The sequence below is a fragment of the Streptomyces sp. NPDC107581 genome (assembly GCF_055657175.1).
This window is the reverse complement of record NZ_JBVKBH010000004.1, coordinates 435025-451331: the sequence shown is the minus strand read 5'-3', so window position 1 is coordinate 451331 and position 16307 is coordinate 435025. Positions and strand designations below refer to the sequence as shown.

The window sequence follows — 16307 nt, the reverse complement described above, 5'->3', positions numbered from 1 at the left end:
GTCACCGGTGTCTGAGGGGCGTGAGCTGCTGGATGTCGTACTTGACCCTCAGCGCCTCGATCGCCTCCTGGTCCGGTGGGCCCCCGCTTCCCAGGATCTCCAGCAGCTCGTCGAAGTAGCGCTCGTGGTCCGGCGGGGGAGAGGCCTGGAAGAACATCCGGGCCGGCGTGTCCGTCGGGTTCGCGAAGGCGTGGGGACAGCCCGGGGGGACGACGATGACCGTGCCCGGAGTCGCACGGACCACCCGGCTGCCCGAACTCGACTCCCATCGCTGCCAGTTGTCGGGCGTACGGATGCGCGGCTCGAAGGCGAGGACGTCCAGCTCGCCCTCGAGGACGTAGAACAACTCCTCGCTGCGGGTGTGCACATGGGCGCCTACGTCGAAGCCCGGCGGGACGTCCACCTCGAAGGTGGAGGCGATCCGTGAGTGCGCCCCGGTCACCTTGAACGTGACCCGCTGGGCCGGCGTCTCGACGACGCGGCCGTGGCCCGGCGGCACGAGCAGACCCTCGGTCTCCGGTATCAGCGGTCCGTCGGGCTGCGGGTCCTCGGCCTCCGGTTCCAGCAGCTCCTCGGGTTCCGGGCCTTCGGCCTCCGGTACGAGCTGTCTCCCGGTCATGGCCCGCTCACCAGGTCACCGGAAGGGCCTCGGGCCCCCGGATCAGCGCGCCCTTCCTGAAGGGCACCTGGTTCGGGAGTACGGCGAGCCTCAGACCCGGCACCCGGTCCAGCAGGGCGTCGACCAGCAGCTCCGACTCCAGCCGGGCCAGCATGCCGCCGGGGCAGTAGTGCGGGCCGAACCCGAACGCCACATGGGGGTTGGGGCTGCGGGAGAAGTCGACGCGCTCCGGATCGGGGAAGACCTCCGGATCTCGGTTGGCGGCCAGGTAGGAGACGTAGACCGGATCGCCCGCGCGGATGCGGGAGCCCCTGATCTCCACGTCCTCCGTCGCGATCCGGGACAGGCCCACGGCGTTGCGGTGCGGGATGTAACGCAGCAGCTCGTCGATGGCCCTCGGACGGATCTCCGGTTCGGAGCGCAGCCGGTCGACCAGGTCCGGGCGGGTCAGCAGCAGATAGAACATCTGCCCGCTGTTGTTGGTGACCGCCTCGCCCCCGATCTGGAGCAGCATGGCCAGGCCGACGGCCTCCTCCGGCGTGACCTCGCCCCGGCCCACGGCGGCACCGAGCAGCGAGGTGACGTCCTCGGCCGTGCTGCCCTCGCGCAGCGCGATGAGGTCGGAGAAGTACGCGCTCATCTCGCGCTTGGCCTTCTCGCTGAGCTCCTTGCCGTGCGCGGAGGACAGGATCAGCTGCGTCCAGGTGTGCATGCCGTGCCGGTCGGCGGCCGGGACGCCCATCAGCTCGCAGATCACCGCGATCGGGAACGGGCTGAGTACCGTCGCCGTGAGGTCGGCCGGCGGGCCGTCCTGGAGGAGTTCGTCGACCAGCTCGTCCAGCATGCCGCGCGACCTCTCACGGACCCGCTCGACGCCCTTCGCGGTGAACGCGGCGGCCACCGAGCGGCGCAGCCGGGTGTGGTCGGGCGGGTCGAGGAACCCGACCGCTCCCCGGTCCGGGATGAAGTGCGGGGCGAGCCGGGTGACCTGTCTGCCCATGACCGCCTCGCGGCTGAAGCGGGGGTCGTTGGCCACCATGCGCACGTCGTCGTAGCGGGTGACCAGCCACGCACAGCCCTCGCCGTTGGGAAGCTGGATGCGGGAGACGGGACCCTCGTGCATCAGCTCCGCCAGCACCGGGTCGAAATCCGTCCCGGGCAGGTCGGCGGCCGGCCAGTGCCGGACCACGGGCAGGGGAGTCTCGGTGAGGGTCTCTTCGCTCATCGTCTCATCTCGTCGTTCTGGACCCAGCGGCCCACGGTCATCTCGGCGGTGATGCCGGGCCCGAACCCGGCCAGCAGCCCGCGTGCCCGGTGCTCGGCACCGCCCTCGTCGAACAGCCGGCGCAGCGCGTCCAGGACGACGGCGCTGGCGATGTTGCCGTACTCGGTGAGCGTGGACCGGCTGAACCGGAAGGCGTGCGGGTCGACCTGGAGGAACTTGCTCAGGTCGTCGAGTATTCGGGGCCCGCCCGCGTGGATGATGTAGAAGTCCAGGTCGGCGGCGTCCCAGCCGTGTGTGCCCGCGAGGTCCTGGAGCGCCGGGGCGAGCGGCTCCATGGTGGTCGGCACCCGCTTGTCCAGCAGGAAGTGGAAGCCGGTGGCCCGGACGTCGTACGCGATCCAGTCCTCGGTCTTGGGGATCAGGTACGAGCCGTTGCGTTCGAGCTGGACGCCCGTGCCGCCCCGGCCGCGCACCACGGCCGCGGCGATGCCGTCGCCGAACAGGCCGTTGGAGAGCAGCGAGCCGACGCCGAGGTCGGTGGGCTGGTAGCACAGCGAGCAGAACTCGCAGGCCACGATGAGCGCGTTGCCCTCGGGGTAGGCCGAACAGAAGTCGTGGGCCCGGTTGATGGCCGCACCGCCGGCCGCACAGCCCAGCTGGGCTATGGGGAGCTGGCGGGTGGTGCTCGGGAAGTCCATCTCGTTGATCAGCCACGCGGTCAGCGAGGGCATCATGAAGCCCGTGCACGACACGTAGATGATGACGTCGACGTCGGAGGTGAGCAGCTCCGCCTCGTCGAGCGCCCGCTGGATCACCGCCGGGACACGGGCCTTGGCCTCGGCCTCGTAGAGCTTGTTGCGGTCCTCGAACCCGGGGTGCTTCAGGGTCTCCTCGATGGGCTGCACGATGTGCCGGGTGCGGACGCCCGTGTTCTCGATCAGCCGGAGGGCCAGCGGGAGCTGGGGGTGGTCTGCGTGGTGCTCGCGTGCAAGCTCCAGCGTCTCCTCCATCGTGATCACGTGTTCTGGTACGGACACCGAGGGTCTGCACAAAGTCGCCATGAGCCGTCCCTGCTTTCGCCGTCCGGCAGGCCTCTGCCCACCGGTCAGAAGGTGGTCCACCCAGGTTCACCCGAGGGAGCGACTATCTCTCGTCGGATTACTCCGAATCGGGGACAACGGGTAGGGATCGGACCTGGAGCCCGCACGATTCGACGGAGGACCCGATGACGCTCTCGGCCGCTGGACTACTGGCCTCGACGACCGCCCGACTCGCCCAGGACCCGGAGGCCAATCCGCTCGTGGCGGCGATCACCCGGGGCGGGGCGAGCCGCGGGATCCTCGAAGCCCTGGCCCTGGAACAGCGGTGGGTGATCGCCGCGGACCACCGCTCCTTCGCACACCTGGCCGAACGTGCCGCCGAAACCCCCGCCGCGGCGGCCTTCTTCGCCTCGCTCGCCGAGGGCGAGACGCTGGCCGGGGAACGGCTCACCGCGTTCGCCGAGGCGTGCGGGGTGACCGCCGAGCGGATGCGCGCCTACGAGCCCCTGCCCGGCTGCCAGGCCTACCCCGCCTATGTGTCCTGGCTGGCCCTCAACGGCTCCCCGGCGGACGTGATCCTCGCGCTGACCGCCAACTTCTCGGCGTGGGGCGGTTATTGCGCACGCATCGCCGAGGCCCTGCGCCGTCACTACGGATTCACGGCCGAGGCCTGTGCCTTCTTCGACTTCTTCGCCCAGCCGGCCCCCGACCTGGACCGCCAGGCGACGGCGGCGGTGGAGGCGGCGCTGCACGAAGGCCGCCTGGACGAGGCTGCGGCCCATCGGTACGGCCGTCTGCTCCAGGTGTACGAGTCGATGTTCTGGGACTCACTGACCGCCGCCCACTGAGCGGCGCGGGGGACTGCGTGATCAACCCCGCGCACCCGCACCCGGAACGCCGCGGCTCCCTACGGCGCCCCGCTGCTGTGCGCGATGCACGCCACGTCGATACGGTCCGCGAGCTTGGCCAGCTCGATGGTCAACGCGGCGACCGTATGCTCGTCGAGCTCCTGCTCCCCGTCCTCGACGAGGTGCAGCCACCGCGCACCCACGGTCCGCAACAACTTACTCACATCGGCCGCAGCCACCTGCAAGGTACCGCGGTCGTCGACGATCAGAGGCAGGGTCACTTCGCGGTTCACAAACGGGATGGTAGCCGCGCGGCGCTCACGCACCCTGCCAAACCGTGGTGATGTTGCAGAACTCCCGGATTCCGTGCTCGGACAGCTCACGCCCGTATCCGGACCTCTTCACACCCCCGAACGGGAACGCGGGATGGGAGGCGGTCATGCCGTTGACGTAGACGGCACCCGCCTCCAGGTCCCGTGCGAACCGCTCCACCTCGTCGTCGTCCCGCGTCCACACGTTCGAACTGAGCCCGAACGGCGAGTCGTTGGCGATCAGTACCGCCTCGTCCGTGTCGCCGGCCCGGTACAGCGTGGCGACCGGCCCGAACGCCTCCTCGCGGTGGATGCGCATCTCGCGGGTGATGCCCGCCAGTACCGTCGGCGGGTAGTACCAGCCCGGCCCGTCCGGGCGCTGCCCGCCGCACAGCACCTCGGCACCGCTGCGCTTCGCGTCGTCGACCAGCTCCTCCAGGTCGCTGCGGCCCTGCTCGCTGGAGAGCGGTCCGACGTCGGTGTCCTCCTCCAGCGGGTCGCCGACCTTCAGAGCCCGCATGCCCCCGGCGAACTTCTCGGCGAAGGCGTCGTACACGTCGGCGTGCACGATGAACCGCTTGGCGGCGATGCACGACTGCCCGTTGTTCTGCACCCGCGCGGTCACGGCGACCTCGGCCGCCCGGTCCAGGTCGGCGGAGGGCATGACGATGTACGGGTCGCTTCCGCCCAGCTCCAGCACCGTCTTCTTGATCATCTCGCCGCAGGTGGCGGCGACCGCCCGTCCGGCCGGCTCGCTGCCCGTGAGGGTCGCGGCCTTCACCCGTTCGTCGCGCAGGACGCCGTCGACCGCTCCCGAGCCGATCAACAGGGTCTGGAAGCAGCCCTCCTCGAAGCCCGCCCGGTGGAAGAGGTCCTCCAGGTACAGGGCGGTCTGGGGGACGTTCGAGGCGTGCTTGAGCAGGCCCACATTGCCCGCCATCAGCGCGGGCGCGGCGAAGCGGATCACCTGCCAGAGGGGGAAGTTCCAGGGCATCACGGCGAGGACGGGCCCCAGCGGCCGGTAGCGGACCCGGACCCGGGAGGCGCCGGAGTCCCGCACGTCCGTCTCGGCGGGTTCCTCGTCGGCCAGCAGTCCCTCGGCCCGCTCGGCGTACCAGCGCATCGCCTTGGCGCACTTCGCGGCCTCCGCACGGGCCTGTTTGACCGGCTTGCCCATCTCGGTGGTCATGATCCGGCCGATCTCCTGCTGGTCCTCCTCCAGCAGACCGGCGGCCCTGTTCAGCATCCGGGAGCGATCGGCGAAGGCGGTCGTCCGGTAGGTGCGGAACGTGGCCTCGGCGAGCTGGAGCCGGCGTTCCAGCTCTTCCTCGCCCATGGGCTCGTACGACTTGAGCGTCTCGCCGTTCGCCGGGTTCACCGTCGCGATGGGCATGGCTGACCTCCCTGGGAGCGGGCTTGCTTCGACCTTCGCGCGCGGGGCTGCCGACCGCAACGCGTGGTCCCCTGTTCAGCCCGAGTGCTCCGCCAGCCGGTCGAGAAACGCCGCCTGCGCCGGGACGATCACCTCACGGGCCCGGCCGGGAGCGAACCACGCCACCCGGTCCAGCTCCGGGAACTCCTGCGTGCGGCCGGACCTCGGCGGCCACTCCATGGTGAAGGTGCCGGGGTCGATCGCCGCCGGGTCCAGGTCGGCCTCGATCGCCCAGGCGGTGACGATCTTGCCGTTGGTCTGCACGACCTCGCCGAGCGCCACGGCCTGCCCGTCGGGCGGCTCCAGCCCCAGCTCCTCCCGGAACTCGCGGCGGGCCGCCTCCCAGGCGGTCTCGTCCGGCTCGTACTCGCCCTTGGGTACGGTCCACGCGCCCGCGTCCTTCTTCGCGAAGAACGGTCCGCCCATATGGCCGAGCAGCACCTGCACCCCGTCGTCGGTGTGCCGGAACAGCAGCAGTCCGGCGCTGCGCTTCGTCGTCCGTACCGTCACGGTGTGACCTCCGGGTGGGCCGCCAGCAGGGACTCCACGGTATCGGCCTCCTCGGGCCGTTTGTCCTCGCGGTAGCGGACGACGCGGGCGAAGCGCAGGGTGACGCCGGCCGGGTAGCGGGTGGAGCGCTGCAGTCCGTCGTAGGCGATCTCCACGACGAGTTCGGGGCGTACGGTGACCACCCGTCCGTTGTCCCGCACGGCCAGCTGCCGGAGCTTTCCGGTCTGCCAGACGAGCATCGCGTCGGTCATGCCCTTGAAGGTCTTGCCGAGCATCGCGAAGGTGCCGTCGGGGTTGCGGGCGCCGAGGTGGAGGTTGGAGAGCCGGCCGGTGCGGCGGCCGTGGCCCCACTCGGCGGCCAGCACGACCAGGTCGAGCGTGTGCACGGGCTTCACCTTCAGCCAGGAGGCACCGCGCCGGCCCGCGCTGTAGGGGGCGTCCAGCGCCTTGACGACCACGCCCTCGTGGCCGCGGGCCAGGGCGTCGGCGAGGAACCGTTCCGCCTCGGCGACCTGCCGCGGACCGGACACCACCGTCCGGCGCACCCGCATCGGCTCCGGCACCAGGCCGGCCAGCGCCGCGTGCCGCTCGGCGAAGGGCAGGTCGAGCAGGTCGCGGCCGTCGACCGCCAGGGCGTCGAAGAAGACGGGGGAGACCGGCACCTCCTCGGCGGCCCTCGCCACGTCCGTCCGGGAGCCGACCCGGCCCGCCGTCTCCTGGAAGGAGCGCGGGCGGCCGTCGCTGCCGAAGGAGATCACCTCGCCGTCCAGGATGAAGCGGTCGCCCGCCAGCTCCCGGGCGGCGGCGGTCACTTCGGGCAGCCGGTCGGTGATGTCGTCCAGGGTGCGGGTGTGGATCCGTACCGTGTCGCCGTCCCGGTGGACCTGGACGCGGATGCCGTCCAGCTTTTCCTCCACCGCGCACGAGCCCAGCTTGTCGACGGCCTCGGCGACCGAGGAGGCGCTGTGCGCCAGCATCGGCAGCACCGGGCCGCCGACGGTGAGCCGGAACCGCTCCAGCGCACCGGGCCCCTCCGCGAGCAGGGCCTCGGCCACCGTCTGCAGCGACCCGGCGAGCATCACCGCCCGCCGTACGTCCCCCGGGTCCGCGCCCCTCGCCCGGGCGAGGCCCTCCACCGCGACCGCGTCCAGCGCCCCCTGGCGGACCTCGCCGGTGAGCAGGCCGAGCAGGAAGCGCTGCTCCTCCGCGGTGGCCGCGCCCATCAGCTCGCCGACGATCCGGACCCGTTCCGCCTGGGAGCCGGGCCCGGACACCTTGCCCAGCTCGCTGAGCCGGGCGTCGACCTCCCGCACGGTGAGGGAGGGTCCGGCGGCCGGCGGGACCGGGCGGCTCAGCACCTTCCAGCCGACGCCGAGCCGCCCCTGGGGGAGCCGTCCGGCCAGATAGGGGATGACGATCGGCACGTCGTCCGCCTCCGCGTCCCGGAACAGCTCCGCGAGCAGGGCGGTCTTGCGGGACCGGGCCGCCGTCGCGGCGACCTCCCGGGACACCTCCGCGAGCCGGGTCAGCAGCATGCAGTCATGGTGCACCGCGGGTGCGGGCTCTACACCCGGGCGGCCGCGTCGAGGTCGGCGAAGAGCAGCTCCCCGTTGATCGCGGCCCCCGCCCGGTAGCCGCGGCTGACCGCGTTCACCACCTGCTCGGCGAAGCCGCTCGCGTTGCCCGCCGCCCACAGCCCGGGCACGCTCGTCAGGCCCCGCTCGTCGATCACCGGGTAGCTGCCGGTGGCGACGACCAGCTGCCGCGCCCGCACGCTGCGACCGCTCGCCAGCGACACGGTGAAGTCCTCGCCCCGGGCCGCGAGCACGACCCGGTCCCGGACCAGCTCCACCCCGTACCGGGCGATCTCCTCGCGCCCGACGGCCAGGAACTCGGCGGGCGCCATGCCGTCCCGGGACAGATAGCCCTGCAAGTGCGCGGACGGCGCGTTGCGCGGCTCGCCCGCGTCGACGACCAGCGTGCGGCGCCGGGCCCGGCCCAGCACCAGTGCGGCGGACAGCCCCGCCGCGCCGCCCCCGACGACGACCACTTCACAGCTCCCGTCGAGCCTCTCGGCCATGGTGACCACCTCCGCGGCCGACGGTCGCCCAGCAGCTGCCGTATTGACAAAATTCCTTGCTGATTCTGCAATTCTGTTATGACGGATACGAGTACGGAGAGCACCGGAGAGGTTCTGGCGGGCGTGGGCCCACGGCTGCGGCGGATCCGAAAGGAGCGGGAGGTGACCCTGGCGGCCCTGTCCGAGGCGACCGGAATCTCCGTCAGCACCCTGTCCCGGCTGGAGTCCGGTCTGCGCAAGCCCAGCCTGGAGCTGCTGCTGCCCATCGCCCAGGCCCACCAGGTACCGCTGGACGAGCTGGTCGGCGCCCCGCCGGTCGGCGACCCCCGGGTACGGGCGGCCCCCCTCGAACTGCACGGCCGCACCTTCTGGCCGCTGACCCGCCAGCCCGGCGGCCTGCAGGCCTTCAAGGTCCTCGAACCGCAGCGCAGGCAGGAGCCGGAGCCGCGCACCCACGAGGGGTACGAGTGGCTGTACGTGCTCTCGGGCAAGCTCCGGCTGGTGCTCGGAGAACACGACGTGGTGCTGTCGTCGGGGGAGGCGGCCGAGTTCGACACGCGGGTGCCGCACTGGTTCGGATCGACCGGGGAGGGGCCGGCGGAGTTCCTCAGTCTGTTCGGGCCGCAGGGGGAGCGGATGCACGTACGGGCGCGGCCGACTCGCACCTGACGCGTTCCGCTGTTCCCTGATGGGCAAGCGACCGCTTAGTATGCCATCGGACCCGGTCAGACGAAGCAGTCCCGTGGAGGCCCCGCATGCAGGCATGGCAAGTACACGAGAACGGCGAGCCGAGCGAGGTGATGCGCCTGGCGGAGGTGGAGCGGCCCACGCCCGGCGACGGCCAGGTGCTGCTGCGCGTGCTCGCCGCCAACATCAACTTCCCGGACGCACTGCTGTGCCGGGGCCAGTACCAGGTGCGACCGCCGCTGCCCTTCACCCCCGGCGTGGAGATCTGCGCCGAGACCGAGGACGGCCGCCGGGTGATCGCCAACCCCGCGCTGCCCCACGGCGGTCTCGCCGAGTACACCCTCGCGGACGCCCGCGCGCTGCTGCCCGCGCCCGAGTCACTGGACGACGCGGAGGCCGCCGCGCTGCACATCGGCTACCAGACGGGCTGGTTCGGTCTGCACCGCAGGGCCCGTCTGGAAGCGGGGGAGACCCTCCTCGTGCACGCCGCCGCCGGCGGGGTCGGCAGCGCGGCCGTGCAGCTCGGCAAGGCGGCCGGCGCCACCGTGATCGGCGTCGTGGGCGGCGCCGGCAAGGCGGCCGTCGCCCGCGAGCTGGGCTGTGACGTGGTCGTGGACCGCCGCAGCGAGGACGTGATCGCGGCCGTGAAGGAAGCCACCGGCGGCCGCGGCGCCGACGTCGTCTACGACCCCGTCGGTGGCGCCGCCTACGCCCAGTCCGCCAAGGTGGTCGCCTTCGAGGGCCGGATCGTCGTCGTCGGCTTCGCCAGCGGCACCGTGCCGAGCCCCGCGCTCAACCACGCCCTGGTGAAGAACTACTCGATCCTCGGCCTCCACTGGGGCCTGTACAACACCAAGAACCCGAAGCTGATCCTGCACTGCCACGAGCAGCTCACCGAGCTGGCCGCGCGGGGCGCGATCAAGCCGCTGGTCAGCGAGCGGGTGCCGCTGGCCGGTGCCGCCGAGGCCGTACAGCGGGTCGCCGACGGTGTGACCACCGGACGGATCGCCGTACTGATGGAGAACGGAGCCGCCGCATGACCGACGCCGGAGAACTGCGCCGCCGCACCAGGGAGTTGCTGGCCGCACATCCGCCCGCCACGACCGACCGCCTGGACTTCCTGCGGGCCCGCTTCGACGCCGGGCTGGCCTGGGTGCACTACCCGGAGGGCCTCGGCGGACTCGGCGCCCCGCGCGCCCTGCAGGCCGTGGTGGACGCCGAGCTGGAGGCCGCGGGCGCCCCGGACAACGATCCGCGGCGCATCGGCATCGGCCTCGGCATGGCCGCCCCGACCGTCCTGCGCTACGGCACCGAGGAGCAGAAGCGGCGCTATCTGCGGCCGCTGTGGACCGGGGAGGAGGTCTGGTGCCAGCTGTTCAGCGAGCCCGGTGCCGGCTCCGACCTGGCCGCACTCGGCACCCGGGCGGTCCGTGAGGGCGACGAGTGGGTGGTCGACGGGCAGAAGGTGTGGACGTCCAGCGCCCACCTCGCCCGCTGGGCCATCCTCATCGCCCGCACCGACCCGGACCTGCCCAAGCACCAGGGCATCACCTACTTCCTCTGCGACATGACCGATCCCGGTGTCGAGGTGCGGCCGCTGCGCCAGATCACCGGCGAGGCCGAGTTCAACGAGGTCTTCCTCACCGGCGTCCGCATCCCCGACTCCCGGCGCCTCGGCGAGATCGGCGACGGCTGGCGGGTCGCCCAGACCACGCTCAACAACGAACGCGTCGCCATCGGCGGCATGCGGCTCCCCCGCGAGGGCGGCATGATCGGCCCGGTCGCGAAGACCTGGCGCGAACGCCCCGAACTGCGCACCCACGACCTGCACCAGCGGCTGCTGAAGCTGTGGGTCGAGGCCGAGGTCTCCCGTCTCACCGCCGAGCGCCTGCGTCAGCAGCTCGTCGCCGGGCAGCCCGGCCCCGAGGGCGCCGGCATGAAACTCGCCTTCGCCCGCCTCAACCAGGAGATCAGCGGCCTGGAGGTCGAACTCCGCGGCGAGGAAGGTCTGCTCTACGACGACTGGACCATGCGCCGCCCCGAGCTGGTCGACTTCACCGGCCGCGACGCCGGATACCGCTACCTGCGCGCCAAGGGCAACAGCATCGAGGGCGGGACCAGCGAGATTCTGCTGAACATCGTCGCCGAGCGCGTCCTGGGCCTGCCGGCCGAGCCGCGCACCGACAAGGACGTCGCCTGGAAGGACCTCGCCCGATGAGCACACAGCCGGATCTCCTCCACTCCGAGGAGGAAGAGGCACTGCGGTCGGCGGTGCGGGACCTGCTGACCGACCACTGCGACCCGGCCGCGGTGATCGCCCGCACCGAGTCGGACGCACCGCACGACCTCTCGCTGTGGAAGACGCTGGCCGGCGGAATGGGCCTCGCGGGCCTGCTGATCCCGGAGGAGCTGGACGGCCAGGGCGCCACGCACCGGGAGGCCGCCGTCGTCCTCGAGGAGCTGGGCCGAGCGGTCGCGCCCGTCCCGTACCTGACGAGCGCGGTGGTCGCCACGGAGGCGCTGCTGGAGTGCGGGGCCGACGACCTCCTCACCCGGCTGGCGTCCGCGACCACGGTGGGCGCGCTCGCCGTGGGGCTGCACACCGCTCCCGGCGCCCCCTTCAAGGCCGTACGGATCGAAGGTGGCTCGCTGCACGGGGAGTTGACGGGCATCGCCGATGCGGTGGTCGCCGATCTGTTGCTCGTGCCCGCGGACGACGGCGGCCTGTACGCGGTCGACGCCTCCGCCGTGACCGTCACCCCGCAGCTCTCCCTCGACCTGACCCGTCCCCTCGCCACCGTCACCCTCGACGGCGCGTCCGGCCGCCGCCTCGGTGACGCCGAGCCCGCCGTACGACGCGCCCTGCGCGCCGCCGCCGGACTGCTCGCCTCCGAGCAACTGGGCGTCGCCGAATGGGCGTTGACCGAGGCGGTCCGGTATCTGAAGGAGCGCAAGCAGTTCAACCGGCCGGTCGGCGGCTTCCAGGCGCTCAAGCACCGGCTCGCCCAGCTGTGGCTGGAGGTCGTCAGCCTCAGGGCCGCCGCCCGCGCCGCCGCGGCCGCGCTGGCCTCGGGCGAGGACACCGACGTCACGGTCGCCGTCGCGCAGGCGTACGCGGCGCCCGTCGCCGTCCACGCCGCCGAGGAGGCGCTGCAGTTGCACGCCGGCATCGGCATGACCTGGGAGCACCCGATCCACCTGTACCTCAAGCGGGCCAAGGCCGACTCGATCGCCTACGGCACCGCGGGCGCACACCGGGAGGCACTGGCCGAACTGGTCGACCTCCAGGCACCCTGACCCACGGCGCGTGAAGCCCGCCCCACCTGGGGCGGGCTTTTTCGTGCGCGCGCTCCGGCGAGGTGAACAGAGGGCAGCAGTCCGGCCAACTCCCCTCGGGGCGAGCCCTGTTGGGTGGCGAGAGCACGCATACTCTCCCCGGTCCCATCCGGCCCCTCATGGGAGGCAGAGCATGGCCCTCACCACCCGTCGCAGAGCCCTCACCACCCTCGGCGCCGCCCTCACCGGCGCCCTCGCCCTGCCCGCCGCCGACGCCCGGGCGGGTGACGGCCACCACGGCCCGCGCCCGCTGTGGAACGCACACGCCCACAACGACTACGAGCACCCGCGGCCCCTGTCCGACGCCCTCGACCACCGCTTCGGCAGCGTCGAGGCCGACATCTTCCTCGTCGGCGACCAGCTCCTCATCGGCCACGACCCCTCCGAGCTGGATCCGACCCGCACCCTCGAATCGCTCTACCTCGACCCCCTCACCGCCCGCGTCAGGACCAACCGCGGCCGTGTGTACCGGGGGTGGCGCCGGCCGCTCCAGCTCCTCATCGACATCAAGACCGAGGGCTCCTCGACGTACCTCGAACTCGACCGGCACCTCAGGCGATACCCAGACCTGTTCACCCGGTACGCGCACGGCCGGGTCCACCCGGGCCCGGTCACCGCCGTCGTCTCCGGCGACCGGGCGGCCCGTACGCCCATGGAGGCCCAGACCGAGCGCCGCGCCTTCTACGACGGCCGGCTCACCGACCTCGGCAGCGCGGCTCCCGCCACCTTCATCCCGCTCATCAGCGAGGACTGGACGGCGAACTTCACCTGGCGGGGCGAGGGCGCCTTCCCGGACGCCGAGCGGCACAGGCTGCGCGGCATCACCGCCGCCGCCCACCGGCGCGGTCGGACGGTCCGGTTCTGGGCCACACCGGACGCGGCCGGACCGGCCCGGGACGCCCTGTGGACGGAACTCCTCGCAGGCGGCGTCGACTTCCTCAACACCGACGACCTCGCCGGTCTGGAGGCGTTCCTCGACGCACACACGTCCGCCTGACACCACACGATCGGGGGACATGTCAGCCGCCCGGACGAACCCTCCGCTACGCCACACTTGCGGCCGAACGCCGCTCATGGGGCGTGGCGGAGGAGGTTCCCGATGGCCGTTTCCATCTCTGTGGTGCTGTTGCTCCTGATCATTGCCGTGATCTTCATGCGCAACGGCGCGCTGAAGGTCTCGCACGCCCTGGTCTGCATGCTGCTCGGCTTCTATCTGGCCAGCACCAGCATGGCGCCCACCATCCACAGCGGGCTCACCGCGACCGCCGAGCTGGTGAGCAGTCTGCGGCCCTGAACCGCAGGGTCAGGACGAGAAGACCCCGATGCCGTCCGGTACGGGCCGTTCGGCGCCGCCGCTCGGGTGGTTGCGCACCGTCACGCTGCTCGCGCCCGTGTCCCGGGTGACCATCTCGCTGGAACCGCCGCCGTCGAGGTTGAACGCGTCGGATGCGCCCAGAGCCTTCATGGCGGCCGCCTCTTCGGCGACGGTCATGCCGGTGCGGTAGGCGGCGGCTCCGTCCAGCGCGAGAAGCAGCATCCGGTGCCCGCCGTCCGCGAAACCCACGACCGTGCGCACGGCCGAGGTGGAGGCGTCGAGACCGGACAGCGGCGTACCGCCGCGCAGCACAGGGTAGCCGCCGATCGCGAACGCGTAGGGAACCTTGGCGGTGGCCGCCACCAGGCCGTGCGTGACGCTCACCCGGTCGCCGGCCGACAGCTTGCGCAGCTGCTGAGCGCCCTCCTCACGGCCCACCAGGACGGTGGTGTCCGCGGCGATGGAACCGCTGCCCGGTGTGTCGGACGCGGAGACCACCTTGCCGCCCTTCACCGTCACCTCGTAGGTGTCCGTGCTGCACGCCGCCGCCCGGTCGGTGTCCGTGCCGCAGATCGCCCGCACCCGTGAGGCGATGCCCCACCGGGAGGTGAAGGCGCCGACGGAGTTCTCCGGCAGCGCGTACTGGTTGAGGCCCTTGAGCGGGAACCGCCCCTCGGGCGTGGTGACGGAGCCGGTGAGCGTGAGGCGGTCCATGCGGGCCCGCCGGTCGGTGCCCACGCCGAAGACGTCCGTCGTGGTGGTCCCGGGCGGCAGCGAAGGCCCGAACCGCTGGCCGACCGGCACCGCCGCCTTCAGCACCTGCTCGCCCGCGATCGCCGGTCCCACGGTCGCGCCCGTCGCCTCGACGCCCGGGTGCTGGGTCTCGGTGATGTTGAAGAAGTCGCCGTTGATCCCGGCGACCGCGCCGGCCGAGTCGGCCAGCTTCGAGACGGTCGCGCGGGCGGCCACCGTCCCCGGGTACAGCAGGTCCAGCCGGACATGCGGATTGTCCAGGTCGACGGTGAGCAGGTGGGCGTGTGTCTCTCCTGCCGCCGCCGCGATGTCGAACTGCCGGTACGTGACACCCGGCGCGACCCGTGTGCCCAGCGGTACGGCACCGGCCGGTGCCGCCCCCGCCAGGGCCGCACCGGCCAGTACACCGAACGCCGTGAGGATCGTGAGAACCGATCTGCCTGCTGCCGTCTGCCGCCGATCGCGCGTCACTGCGCCCCCTGATGACTCGTCAACTCTCCCAGGACTCAGGGGAAGTGCACCAGACGGCGATGGCCTTCGGGGTGCCTAGGCGTCGACTACGCGAGAACGGGTGAGAAAACGCACCCCCTCGGGTGCCTCCAGCGAGAATCCGCTCCCCCGTCCGGGTACCACGTCCACGATCAGCCGGGTGTGGCTCCATGCCTCGTACTGGCTCCGCGACATCCAGAACGTCACGGGCTCCTCGACGCCCTCCACCGCCAGCTCCGCGAGGAGCACGTCCGAGCCGCCGGTGCGGAACTCGCCGTCCGGGTAGCACATGGGCGCGCTGCCGTCGCAGCAGCCGCCGGACTGGTGGAACATCAGCGGGCCGTGCTCGGCCCGCAGCCGGCGCACCAGCTCGGCGGCCTGCGGGGTGAGTTCGACACGGGGGACTTCCTCTTCCATGGTCACCGTCCTGGAGAGCGGGGGGAGTCGGGCGCCCTCCAGTCTCACGGTCCGTCAGGACCGCGTCCAGCAGGCGTCCTTGGGGAGGTGGCGCAGGCTCAGCCGTGGCTGAGGACGTTGACCACCCTGCCGTCCGGGTCCCGCACGAAGAACCTCCGCACGCCCCACTCCTCGTCGGTGAGCGGGTGCACGATCTCCGCGCCGCGCTCCCGCATCGCCGCATGCACCGCGTCGACGTCCTCGACCTCGATGCTCAGATCGGGCGTGACGGGCGCGGTGCGGTCCTCGCTCATGAGGCTCAGCTGGACGGTCGGGTTCTCGGCGGAGGCGAGCGTCATGATCCAGCCGTGGTTCATGACCTCCTGGAAACCCAGCACTCCGTAGAACTCCGCGTTCCGGGCCGGCTCCGTCGAGCGGAGGTTCGGTACGACACGCCGTACGTACATATCGGGCTCCCTTGAAAGGTCCGCTGGTGCGGTGGTCCGTTCTAGCTCTGCGCGTGCCCGGCCACGGACACGCTGCCCTGGGCCACCGCACACAGCCGGGCCGTGCCGTCGGTCCCGACGGCGGAGACGTCGCAGCGGCAGACGGCGCGGGTGCGCCCGCCCCGGACGACACGGGCCTCGGCACGCAGCAGGGTGCCGGTGGCCGGGCGCAGGTAGTCGATGGTGAATCCGGCCGTGACGACACGCGGGCCGAGGACGGCACCGGCGGCGAAGGTCAGGGCGTTGTCCGCCGCGTAGGAGAGGACCCCGCCGTGCACGAAGCCGTGCTGCTGGAGCAGTTCCTCGCGCATGTCGAGTTCGAGCGTGGCCGTGCCGGCCCCGAAGGCCACCAGCCGTGCACCGAGCAGCACGCTGAACGGCTGCGCCGCCAGGGCCTCGCGGGCCCCGTCGAGATCGAGGGTGTCCTTCATGTCCCCGGTGTCCTTCACGCACGCTCCTCACTCCACTGGTGAAGCGAGGGTGGTGCGGACGGGGTGCTTCCGTCAACATCATGCGGGTGCACCGGCGGGACTGCACCCGTGGACCATTCGTCCTCCGGCCGGCCCGGCCCGGGCCGCGCCTGGTCACGGCAGCCGAACATCCGCTCCGGGACGAGGTCCTGACGGTGGTCGACAGGGACCCGGCGGCGCCCCTGCCCGAGCGGCGGCCGCTGCATCTGCCGGCCCTGCCGCGCTGAACGATCCGCCTCATGTCCGCGCCGCCATGGGCGAGTCGGACACGGTCCACCGCCCGCGACGGC

19 protein-coding genes are annotated in these 16307 nt (G+C 72.1%); 7 read left to right on the top strand and 12 right to left on the bottom strand.

The annotated features are described in order from the left end of the window. Position 1 precedes the first annotated feature (1 nt). The 3 genes from ACZ7P3_RS12035 to ACZ7P3_RS12025 form a co-directional block, all read right to left on the bottom strand. Entirely contained in the window at positions 2-523 is a 522-nt protein-coding gene (locus ACZ7P3_RS12035) for a cupin domain-containing protein (protein ID WP_472081058.1), read from the bottom strand. A 103-nt stretch (positions 524-626) separates the two neighbouring features. Then, positions 627-1844, bottom strand: a complete 1218-nt coding sequence (locus ACZ7P3_RS12030) for a cytochrome P450 (RefSeq protein WP_472080780.1) — start codon at positions 1842-1844, stop codon at positions 627-629. Then, complete coding sequence (locus ACZ7P3_RS12025; RefSeq protein WP_472080779.1) at positions 1841-2905, bottom strand: type III polyketide synthase; 1065 nt, start codon at positions 2903-2905, stop codon at positions 1841-1843. The genes ACZ7P3_RS12030 and ACZ7P3_RS12025 overlap by 4 nt, the downstream gene beginning before the upstream one ends. Positions 2906-3069: 164 nt before the next feature. Between ACZ7P3_RS12025 and ACZ7P3_RS12020 the strand changes: the two genes are divergently transcribed. Continuing rightward, positions 3070-3732, top strand: coding sequence for a thiaminase II/PqqC family protein (locus ACZ7P3_RS12020; RefSeq protein ID WP_472080778.1), 663 nt, complete (start codon positions 3070-3072; stop codon positions 3730-3732). 59 nt (positions 3733-3791) lie between these two features. Here ACZ7P3_RS12020 and ACZ7P3_RS12015 read toward each other — a convergent pair whose 3' ends face one another. The 5 genes from ACZ7P3_RS12015 to ACZ7P3_RS11995 form a co-directional block, all read right to left on the bottom strand. After that, complete coding sequence (locus ACZ7P3_RS12015) at positions 3792-4025, bottom strand: DUF6213 family protein (protein WP_472080777.1); 234 nt, start codon at positions 4023-4025, stop codon at positions 3792-3794. A 25-nt stretch (positions 4026-4050) separates the two neighbouring features. Continuing rightward, the gene (locus tag ACZ7P3_RS12010) at positions 4051-5436 is read right to left on the bottom strand and encodes an NADP-dependent succinic semialdehyde dehydrogenase (protein ID WP_472080776.1); all 1386 of its coding nucleotides are present in this window, start codon (positions 5434-5436) and stop codon (positions 4051-4053) included. Positions 5437-5511: 75 nt separating this feature from the next. Then, entirely contained in the window at positions 5512-5985 is a 474-nt protein-coding gene (locus ACZ7P3_RS12005) for an NUDIX hydrolase (RefSeq protein WP_472080775.1), read from the bottom strand. Further along, positions 5982-7520 carry an ATP-dependent DNA ligase gene (locus ACZ7P3_RS12000; RefSeq protein ID WP_472080774.1) on the bottom strand — a complete coding sequence of 513 codons (1539 nt, stop codon included), beginning with the start codon at positions 7518-7520 and terminating at the stop codon, positions 5982-5984. Before ACZ7P3_RS12000 ends, ACZ7P3_RS12005 begins: the two co-directional genes overlap by 4 nt. Positions 7521-7549: 29 nt before the next feature. After that, positions 7550-8065 carry an FAD-dependent oxidoreductase gene (locus ACZ7P3_RS11995; protein WP_472080773.1) on the bottom strand — a complete coding sequence of 172 codons (516 nt, stop codon included), beginning with the start codon at positions 8063-8065 and terminating at the stop codon, positions 7550-7552. 78 nt (positions 8066-8143) lie between these two features. On the opposite strand from ACZ7P3_RS11995, the gene ACZ7P3_RS11990 reads away from it, so the two are divergent. From ACZ7P3_RS11990 to ACZ7P3_RS11965, 6 genes are all read left to right on the top strand, one after another. Further along, the gene (locus ACZ7P3_RS11990) at positions 8144-8734 is read left to right on the top strand and encodes a helix-turn-helix domain-containing protein (protein ID WP_472080772.1); all 591 of its coding nucleotides are present in this window, start codon (positions 8144-8146) and stop codon (positions 8732-8734) included. Positions 8735-8820: 86 nt separating this feature from the next. Next, positions 8821-9792, top strand: coding sequence for an NADPH:quinone oxidoreductase family protein (locus ACZ7P3_RS11985; RefSeq protein ID WP_472080771.1), 972 nt, complete (start codon positions 8821-8823; stop codon positions 9790-9792). After that, positions 9789-10970, top strand: a complete 1182-nt coding sequence (locus ACZ7P3_RS11980) for an acyl-CoA dehydrogenase family protein (protein ID WP_472080770.1) — start codon at positions 9789-9791, stop codon at positions 10968-10970. The genes ACZ7P3_RS11985 and ACZ7P3_RS11980 overlap by 4 nt, the downstream gene beginning before the upstream one ends. Continuing rightward, positions 10967-12049: an acyl-CoA dehydrogenase family protein gene (locus ACZ7P3_RS11975; RefSeq protein ID WP_472080769.1), complete on the top strand. Its 1083-nt coding sequence runs from the start codon at positions 10967-10969 to the stop codon at positions 12047-12049. Before ACZ7P3_RS11980 ends, ACZ7P3_RS11975 begins: the two co-directional genes overlap by 4 nt. Before the next feature lie 172 nt (positions 12050-12221). After that, positions 12222-13085, top strand: coding sequence for a phosphatidylinositol-specific phospholipase C/glycerophosphodiester phosphodiesterase family protein (locus tag ACZ7P3_RS11970; RefSeq protein WP_472080768.1), 864 nt, complete (start codon positions 12222-12224; stop codon positions 13083-13085). Between the two features lie 102 nt (positions 13086-13187). Beyond that, positions 13188-13382, top strand: coding sequence for a hypothetical protein (locus ACZ7P3_RS11965; RefSeq protein ID WP_362695182.1), 195 nt, complete (start codon positions 13188-13190; stop codon positions 13380-13382). 9 nt (positions 13383-13391) lie between these two features. Here ACZ7P3_RS11965 and ACZ7P3_RS11960 read toward each other — a convergent pair whose 3' ends face one another. The 4 genes from ACZ7P3_RS11960 to ACZ7P3_RS11945 form a co-directional block, all read right to left on the bottom strand. Further along, the gene (locus ACZ7P3_RS11960) at positions 13392-14579 is read right to left on the bottom strand and encodes a phosphodiester glycosidase family protein (RefSeq protein WP_472081057.1); all 1188 of its coding nucleotides are present in this window, start codon (positions 14577-14579) and stop codon (positions 13392-13394) included. A 123-nt stretch (positions 14580-14702) separates the two neighbouring features. Then, a complete protein-coding gene (locus ACZ7P3_RS11955) occupies positions 14703-15062 on the bottom strand; it encodes a DUF779 domain-containing protein (RefSeq protein WP_472080767.1) in 360 nt (119 codons plus the stop codon). 98 nt (positions 15063-15160) lie between these two features. Continuing rightward, entirely contained in the window at positions 15161-15508 is a 348-nt protein-coding gene (locus ACZ7P3_RS11950) for a VOC family protein (RefSeq protein ID WP_472080766.1), read from the bottom strand. Between the two features lie 41 nt (positions 15509-15549). Next, positions 15550-15978: a PaaI family thioesterase gene (locus tag ACZ7P3_RS11945; protein ID WP_472081056.1), complete on the bottom strand. Its 429-nt coding sequence runs from the start codon at positions 15976-15978 to the stop codon at positions 15550-15552. Positions 15979-16307: the final 329 nt, after the last annotated feature.